The sequence below is a fragment of the Vibrio sp. PID17_43 genome, assembly GCF_002608565.1.
Lineage (GTDB): Bacteria > Pseudomonadota > Gammaproteobacteria > Enterobacterales > Vibrionaceae > Vibrio.
Genome location: NZ_LIXM01000026.1, coordinates 47,711 through 55,809, shown reverse-complemented (window position 1 = coordinate 55,809; position 8,099 = coordinate 47,711). Strand labels below are relative to the sequence as shown.

At 45.5% G+C, this 8,099-nt stretch carries 6 protein-coding genes and 7 tRNA genes; all 13 read right to left on the bottom strand.

Annotated features, from left to right (window positions below; all coding sequences use genetic code 11):
* Positions 1 to 21 precede the first annotated feature (21 nt).
* The 13 genes from AK965_RS17160 to pncC all read right to left on the bottom strand — a co-directional run bounded on the left by AK965_RS17160 (position 22) and on the right by pncC (position 8,056).
* Positions 22 to 98 (bottom strand) — tRNA-Arg (locus AK965_RS17160).
* An 80-nt stretch (positions 99 to 178) separates the two neighbouring features.
* A tRNA-Arg gene (locus AK965_RS17155) sits at positions 179 to 255 on the bottom strand.
* Between the two features lie 80 nt (positions 256 to 335).
* Positions 336 to 412 (bottom strand) — tRNA-Arg (locus AK965_RS17150).
* A 56-nt stretch (positions 413 to 468) separates the two neighbouring features.
* A tRNA-Arg gene (locus AK965_RS17145) sits at positions 469 to 545 on the bottom strand.
* 87 nt (positions 546 to 632) lie between these two features.
* A tRNA-Ser gene (locus AK965_RS17140) sits at positions 633 to 724 on the bottom strand.
* Positions 725 to 753: 29 nt separating this feature from the next.
* Positions 754 to 830: transfer RNA gene (locus AK965_RS17135), tRNA-Arg, on the bottom strand.
* Positions 831 to 861: 31 nt separating this feature from the next.
* A tRNA-Ser gene (locus AK965_RS17130) sits at positions 862 to 953 on the bottom strand.
* Between the two features lie 295 nt (positions 954 to 1,248).
* On the bottom strand, positions 1,249 to 1,446 hold the full coding sequence (csrA, locus tag AK965_RS17125; RefSeq protein WP_004415691.1) for a carbon storage regulator CsrA: 198 nt from the start codon (positions 1,444 to 1,446) through the stop codon (positions 1,249 to 1,251).
* Between the two features lie 92 nt (positions 1,447 to 1,538).
* Positions 1,539 to 2,726, bottom strand: a complete 1,188-nt coding sequence (locus tag AK965_RS17120) for an aspartate kinase (protein WP_099080750.1) — start codon at positions 2,724 to 2,726, stop codon at positions 1,539 to 1,541.
* 202 nt (positions 2,727 to 2,928) lie between these two features.
* Positions 2,929 to 5,511: an alanine--tRNA ligase gene (gene alaS / locus AK965_RS17115; RefSeq protein WP_099080749.1), complete on the bottom strand. Its 2,583-nt coding sequence runs from the start codon at positions 5,509 to 5,511 to the stop codon at positions 2,929 to 2,931.
* Between the two features lie 142 nt (positions 5,512 to 5,653).
* Positions 5,654 to 6,121 carry a recombination regulator RecX gene (gene recX, locus AK965_RS17110; protein ID WP_099080748.1) on the bottom strand — a complete coding sequence of 156 codons (468 nt, stop codon included), beginning with the start codon at positions 6,119 to 6,121 and terminating at the stop codon, positions 5,654 to 5,656.
* A 207-nt stretch (positions 6,122 to 6,328) separates the two neighbouring features.
* Entirely contained in the window at positions 6,329 to 7,372 is a 1,044-nt protein-coding gene (gene recA / locus AK965_RS17105) for a recombinase RecA (protein WP_099080747.1), read from the bottom strand.
* Positions 7,373 to 7,573: 201 nt separating this feature from the next.
* A complete protein-coding gene (gene pncC, locus AK965_RS17100; protein WP_099080746.1) occupies positions 7,574 to 8,056 on the bottom strand; it encodes a nicotinamide-nucleotide amidase in 483 nt (160 codons plus the stop codon).
* Positions 8,057 to 8,099 lie beyond the last annotated feature (43 nt).

Sequence of the window (8,099 nt, the reverse complement as noted above, 5' to 3'; positions counted from 1 at the left end):
ATCAAATCAAACCCTAAAGAGTGGCGCGTCCTGGAGGATTCGAACCTCCGACCGCCTGGTTCGTAGCCAGGTACTCTATCCAGCTGAGCTAAGGACGCGCAGTTTTCGATATCAAGCCTGTTGATCAACGAGGTTCAATATCAGGATTTCGATTCGTATCAAATCAAATCCTAAAGAGTGGCGCGTCCTGGAGGATTCGAACCTCCGACCGCCTGGTTCGTAGCCAGGTACTCTATCCAGCTGAGCTAAGGACGCGCAGTTTTCGATATTAAGCCTGTTGATCAACAAGGTTCAATATCAGGACTTCGATTTGTATCAAATCAAACCCTAAAGAGTGGCGCGTCCTGGAGGATTCGAACCTCCGACCGCCTGGTTCGTAGCCAGGTACTCTATCCAGCTGAGCTAAGGACGCGCAATAATATATATTTTACTGTGTATAACCCGTTTATCAAACGAATTATTAAATAGTGGCGCGTCCTGGAGGATTCGAACCTCCGACCGCCTGGTTCGTAGCCAGGTACTCTATCCAGCTGAGCTAAGGACGCGCAGTTCTTCTTGCTAAAGAAGCTGTGAAACAAGTCACATTTTATTTCTTACGAAACAAAAAAAAGGCCAATCGGCCAGTCAATGAATGGCGGTGAAGGAGGGATTCGAACCCTCGATACGGGATAAACCGTATACTCCCTTAGCAGGGGAGCGCCTTCAGCCTCTCGGCCACCTCACCGTTTTCATTGTTATATCTCCGAGGAGATATGGCGCGTCCTGGAGGATTCGAACCTCCGACCGCCTGGTTCGTAGCCAGGTACTCTATCCAGCTGAGCTAAGGACGCACTTTTTGTTGATTTCTCAACGTTGCAAGAATGGCGGTGAAGGAGGGATTCGAACCCTCGATACGGGATAAACCGTATACTCCCTTAGCAGGGGAGCGCCTTCAGCCTCTCGGCCACCTCACCGTCTTGCGGAGGCACATATTACGTTTTACCGAAAATATGTCAAACACTTTCTTTAAAAAAAAACGCAAAAAACGTTTAAGCGGTGCGGATTTAATCAAAGCGATCGTTAAATGAACTTTACCACTCTATTATGATGAAAAAAAGAGACTACTCTCTTAAAAAAATACATTTATATCCAGTTCGCTCGCGATGGTTGATTTCGCGTTCAGTCACTTAGATATATGGCACAAACTAAAAAGGCTAGCCCGTAGGCTAGCCTTTTCCATTCAAACTAAGTTCTGTAAACAGGAGCGACTTAGTAGTTGCCTGAAGCAACGTTGCCATTGCCTTTTTCAGCTTGAATGCGCATGTAGATTTCTTCACGGTGAACAGAAACCTCTTTCGGAGCGTTAACGCCGATACGTACTTGGTTACCTTTAACACCTAGTACAGTCACAGTCACTTCATCACCAATCATAAGTGTTTCGCCTACACGGCGAGTCAAAATTAGCATTCTTTGCTCCTTGAGTAATCTCTAAATTTTCTTGCTACAAAGCTATTATCCAACAAAAGTTATATTTTCGTAAACTATCTTGTTGCCGAAAATTAGCCTAAAAAGGCATGTTTTTGCTGAATGCTCAATACTTCGCTGGATGTAACGTAAGCTTCATGAAGAATGTTTGCTGCCACATCAATACTCTCAGGGAGTAAGACTAGCATCATTGAGAGAGCATCGGTTGAACAGAAATGGGTTGAAATATCCTTTCCTGCCAACAAACTAACAGCATGCTCCACCATTCCACTGGCTTCGAGCCCTACTGCGGTCAATAGACTTACTTCTTCACTATTACGGATTTTATCGCTGAACACCAGTTCCAACTTGGCACATGCATCTTGTTTTATCATGATACCTGTTCTTTCTGTTTCCTCGATCACAATCCAAATGTCGATACCCAACATCTGACATTGCTTTGTAGCACTCGATAAATGTTCTTTATCCACTTCAATAATGGCAAGATCTCGTTGAATAGCAATACCCGAGACGGCTTGATTGCCTAAGTCTCCTTTAACCAAGCTGCCTTCATTCAAATCGAATGTTGAAAGCACGCGTAGCGGAACATTATGCTTCCATGCATATTGCACAGAAGGTAAATGCAACACTTTCGCACCTCGACTCGCCATCGCTTCCATTGAAGGAAAATCGATCACGTCGATCTTGCGAGCATTTTTTACTACACGCGGGTCACAAGTATAAATGCCATCAACGTCGGTAAAAATCTGACACTCGTCTGCGTTTAACGCACCAGCTAATGTCACTGCACTCGTATCAGAGCCACCTCGACCTAATGTGGTGATATCCCCATTTTCGTTCACACCTTGAAAACCTGCCACGATAACGATTTGATCTTGCTCTAAAAAACCCATAATCGTAGTAGTATCAATGTGTTTAATCGTCGCGTCATTGTGTTGATTATCCGTCACAATGTTCGCTTGTGTTCCGGTAAGTGAGCGCGCGGCATAACCCAATTTATTAAGTGTCATTGCCAGTAGTGCCATCGACACTTGCTCACCAGCAGAGAGCAAAACATCAAGTTCTCGAGCCGTTGGAACGCTATCAACTTGTTTAGCGAGATCCATTAGTCGGTTTGTCTCGCCTGACATCGCAGACACAACAACGACAACTTGATTACCATCATTTTTCGCCTTAATGATGTGTTCAGCTACCTGATATATTCTCTCAATTGAGCCTACCGAGGTTCCACCAAACTTTTGCACGATAAGGGGCTTTTTCACCAGTCTTCACCTTCCCAAGACCAAAGTTTCATTAGGACCACTTGTATTTTATTCGTTGAAAATTATATAAGCGGTAGTTACAACAAAACCAAGTCGCTCAAATAACTTGGTCAAAATACGGTCAATTAAACCACTTGGTTGCCATAAAAAAATTACGCCCAATCAAAGAACATTGATTGAGCGTAATTCATTTTATAAATAATTATAGGCGTTCTTCTAGCCAAGGTTGTACAGACTGAATTGCTTCAGGCAGCGCAGCAACGTCTGTACCACCAGCTTGAGCCATGTCTGGACGACCACCGCCTTTACCGCCAACTTGCTCAGCAACCATCTTAACGAGGTCACCCGCTTTTACTTTGCCGATAAGGTCTTTCGTCACACCTGCAATTAGGCCAATTTTGTCATCATTCACGTTAGCAAGAAGGATAACGCCGCTGCCTACTTGGTTTTTGATGTCATCAACCATAGTACGTAGATTCTTGTTATCCGCGCCTTCTAGCGCAGCAATCAGTACTTTTGTACCATTAATGTCCTGAACCTTACCCATGATGTTTGCACTTTCTGCAGCAGCCATCTTGTCTTTCAGTTTCTGGATTTCTTTCTCTAGAGATTTCGCTTTCTGTGCTGATTCAGCCAGTTTCTCTTCGTACTTAGCCGCTTGAGCTTCGATTGCGTCTAGCGCACCTTCACCCGTTACCGCTTCGATACGACGAATGCCAGCCGCGATACCGCCTTCTGAAGTGATCTTGAATAGACCAATATCACCGGTGTTAGAAGCGTGGATACCACCACAAAGCTCAGTAGAGAAATCGCCCATAGATAGTACGCGAACTTCGTCATCGTACTTCTCACCAAACAGTGCCATTGCGCCTTTCTTCTTCGCAGACTCAATGTCCATCACGTTGGTTTCAATCGCGTGGTTACGACGAATTTGTGCGTTCACTAGACGCTCAACTTCTTTCAGTTCAGCGGCCGTTACTGCTTCTAGATGTGAGAAGTCGAAACGCAGGCCATCAGCTTTCACTAGCGAGCCCTTCTGCGTAACGTGCTCACCAAGCAATTGGCGAAGTGCTGCATGTAGCAAGTGCGTCGCTGAGTGGTTTAGAGAGATAGCGGCGCGACGCTCTGCGTCAACGATGGTTGCAACTTCGTCACCTTTTGCTAGAACGCCTTCTACCATGACACCGTGGTGTGCGATTGCGTTACCTAGTTTCTGAGTATCATCAACACGGAATACACCAGATTCCGTTCGGATTTCACCAGCGTCACCACATTGACCGCCTGACTCAGCGTAGAATGGTGTTTCACCAAGTACGATGATCGCTTTGTCGCCAGCAGACAGTGCATCTACTTCGTTGCCTTCAACGAACATTGCCGCGACTGAACTAGAGCCTTTCGTACCTGTGTAGCCGCAGAATTCTGTTTGCGTATCAACTTTGATTGCTGCGTTGTAGTCAGTACCGAAGTTACCTGCTTCACGCGCACGTTGACGCTGCTCTTCCATTGCTTTCTCGAAACCTTCTTCGTCGATCGCGAACTCACGCTCACGAGCCACATCGTTGGTTAAGTCAGCTGGGAATCCATAAGTATCGTAGAGCTTGAATACTGTCTCGCCGTCTAGCACTTTACCGTCTAGGTTATCTAATGCTTCGTTTAGAATCGCCATACCGCGCTCAAGTGTGCGACCGAAATTTTCTTCTTCGATACGCAGTACTTTTTCAACCACTGCTTGTTGACGCTTCAGCTCTTCGCCCGCAGTACCCATGATGTCTGCTAGTACACCAACCAGTTTGTGGAAGAATGCACCTTGTGCGCCCAGCTTGTTACCGTGACGAACGGCACGACGAATGATGCGGCGTAGAACATAACCACGGCCTTCATTTGAAGGCATAACGCCATCCACGATCAGGAATGAACATGAACGGATGTGGTCAGCGATAACGCGTAGCGATTGGTTCGATAGGTCTTCGTAACCGATCGTTTCAGCCGCTGCTTTGATCAACGCTTGGAATACATCGATTTCGTAGTTTGAGTGAACACCTTGCATGATCGCAGAGATGCGCTCGATACCCATACCCGTATCTACCGATGGTTTTGGAAGCGGTTCCATTGTGCCGTCTGCATGACGGTTGAACTGCATGAATACGTTGTTCCAGATCTCGATGAAACGGTCACCATCTTCTTCAGGTGTACCAGGACGGCCACCCCAGATGTGCTCACCGTGATCGTAGAAAATCTCGGTACATGGACCACAAGGACCAGTATCACCCATTTGCCAGAAGTTATCTGACTCGTATGGCTTACCACCTTTTTTGTCGCCAATGCGAATAATACGATCGGCAGGAATACCCACTTGCTTGTTCCAGATTTCAAATGCTTCGTCATCTGTCTCATAGACAGTAACAAGCAGGCGGTCTGCTGGTAGCTTTAGCGTTTCTGTTAAGAATTCCCAAGCAAATGCGATTGCATCTTCTTTGAAATAGTCACCAAAGCTAAAGTTGCCTAGCATTTCAAAGAACGTGTGGTGACGAGCGGTGAAACCAACGTTTTCCAGGTCATTGTGTTTACCACCAGCACGTACACAACGTTGAGCCGTAGTTGCTCGAGTGTAGGCGCGTTTTTCCAAGCCTAAGAAGCAATCTTTAAATTGGTTCATACCTGCGTTTGTGAACAGCAGTGTTGGGTCGTTATGTGGAACTAACGATGAACTTTCTACGATTTGGTGTCCTTTGCTTTCAAAGAACTTGAGGAACGCGTTACGAACCTCATCAGTGCTCATGTACATGCAGCTCTTCCTGAAAATAGTCGAGTTAGAATTTTGCAGTATTGTAGATCATGCAATCAGCTACGACTAGTTTTCTTGCGGAAAAGAGGGGGGAGAAGAAAAAATTTGAAGCAAAACAAAAATCAGGGTGTGGGATTCACCGCTAATCTTCATAATCAAAGCTTAGCGCATAACTTATTTGGTCAAAGTTATAGCCACGATATTGCATAAATCGCACCTGTTTAGCGTACTCTTTTTGGTCTTTGGCTTTGACTCCTTTGAATTTCTTTTCCGCCGCCATTCTTGCTCGTTCAAACCAGTCTTGTGGCTCTTCGGTCATCGCCATATCGATAATGGATTCCGCAATACGTTTTTGATTGAGCTCTTGACGAATACGACGTTCCCCATACCCTTTGTATACATGCTGTCGGATCTGGCTTTTGGCATAACGCAAATCGTCCAAATAGTGGTGGTCGAGGCAAAAATTAATAGCAGCTTCGATGTCCGCTTCTTCGTAACCTTTCAAAGCAAGTTTTTGGTAAAGCTCGTATTGCCCGTGATCACGACGGCTTAACAACTGTATGGCCGCTTCTTTACTCGACAACGTTGGCGCTTGACGCTTTTGGTACATAATGATCCTAAACGTGTTATTGCTGTACTATCTCGATACCAATCGTAATATATTACGCTTCACCCTAGCTTATTATGACGCTAGTTCTGCTTTCTGAATTGCTGTGATTGGTATTGCTCAGCTCTTTGTTTTATTTGGTTTTGATTTCAGCAAATACAACAAAGCCCCGCATAGCAGGGCCTTGTTTTGATTTATTTAATCAGAAGATTAAAACTCTTCTTCTTGCTCAGGCTTCTCGCTAGACTCTGGCGCTTCTAGCAAAGCTGGTGATAATAGCATTTCACGAAGCTTAATATCGATGGTCTTACCCACTTCTGGGTTTTCGCGTAGATAGTTACAAGCGTTCGCTTTACCTTGACCAATCTTGTCACCATTGTAGCTGTACCAAGCACCTGCTTTTTCAACTAGTTTGTGCTTCACGCCTAGGTCAATCAGTTCACCTTCACGGTTGAAACCTTGACCGTACATGATTTGTGTATTTGCTTCTTTAAACGGTGCTGCAATCTTGTTCTTAACGACTTTGATGCGCGTTTCGTTACCTACAACCTCATCGCCCTCTTTGATTGCACCAGTACGGCGAATATCTAGACGAACAGAAGCGTAGAACTTAAGCGCGTTACCACCCGTTGTAGTCTCAGGGTTACCGAACATCACACCAATCTTCATACGAATTTGGTTGATGAAGATACACATACAGTTAGACTGCTTTAGGTTACCTGTTAGTTTACGCATTGCTTGAGAAAGCATACGCGCCTGCAAGCCCATGTGGCTATCGCCCATTTCGCCTTCGATTTCTGCTTTAGGTGTTAATGCTGCAACTGAGTCGATAACCATGACATCAATCGCGCCAGAACGTGCAAGTGCATCACAGATCTCTAACGCTTGCTCACCCGTATCTGGCTGAGAAACCAATAGCGCATCGATATCAACACCCAGTTTCTTCGCGTATACCGGGTCTAGTGCATGCTCAGCATCGATAAACGCACATGTTTTACCTTCACGCTGTGCTGCTGCGATAAGCTCTAGTGTTAGCGTTGTTTTACCTGAAGATTCTGGACCGTAGATTTCTACGATACGGCCCATAGGTAAGCCACCAGCACCCAAAGCGATATCAAGAGAAAGAGAACCTGTTGAGATGGTTTCTACGTCCATTGCGCGGTTATCACCAAGGCGCATGATAGAGCCTTTACCGAATTGCTTTTCAATTTGACCTAGCGCAGCGGCGAGCGCCTTTTGTTTGTTCTCGTCCATTACTTTCTCCGATTTATTCATCTTCTTTGGGCGACGAATAATAATTCATTTTTCATAAGCAGGAAAACTGCTCAGCAATGAAAGTTATTATACTGTTGATTCATACAGTGTCTATACCTGTATAAAAAAAAATTGGTCTGCTCAATAGAGCGACTTGCTCTAGCCCTTATCAAATCTGGGCTAACGCTGTTCGAAGAAATTTCAGATTAAATGTTGCTGCAATTGAGTAAGTGCATGAATCACCGCCTGCTCACGCACCTCGGCACGATCGCCAGCAAAATGCATCGTCTCAACCTGCAACCAATCTTGGGTATCTGCAAACGCGAAACAGACCGTACCAACCGGTTTTTCTTGGCTACCACCGCTAGGCCCAGCAATGCCACTGATCGACACACCGATGGTGGCGTTGGAGTGTTTCAATGCGCCTTGCACCATTTCAATCACAACCGGTTCGCTGACGGCACCATAGGATTCTAACGTGGTGGCTTGCACCCCAAGCATCTCCATTTTTGCTTCGTTACTGTAGGTGACAAACGCGCGATCCAACCAAGCAGAGCTGCCTGCAATGTCAGTGATAGCGGTAGCGACACCACCTCCCGTACAGGATTCCGCCGTTGTCATCATATGCCCATGCTTCGCTAATAGTGCTCCTAAATCAGCACTCAATTTTGATGTTTGTTCCATGGTCAAAAATGCCCTTTGTCTCTTTTTACTTGATCGGGATTCA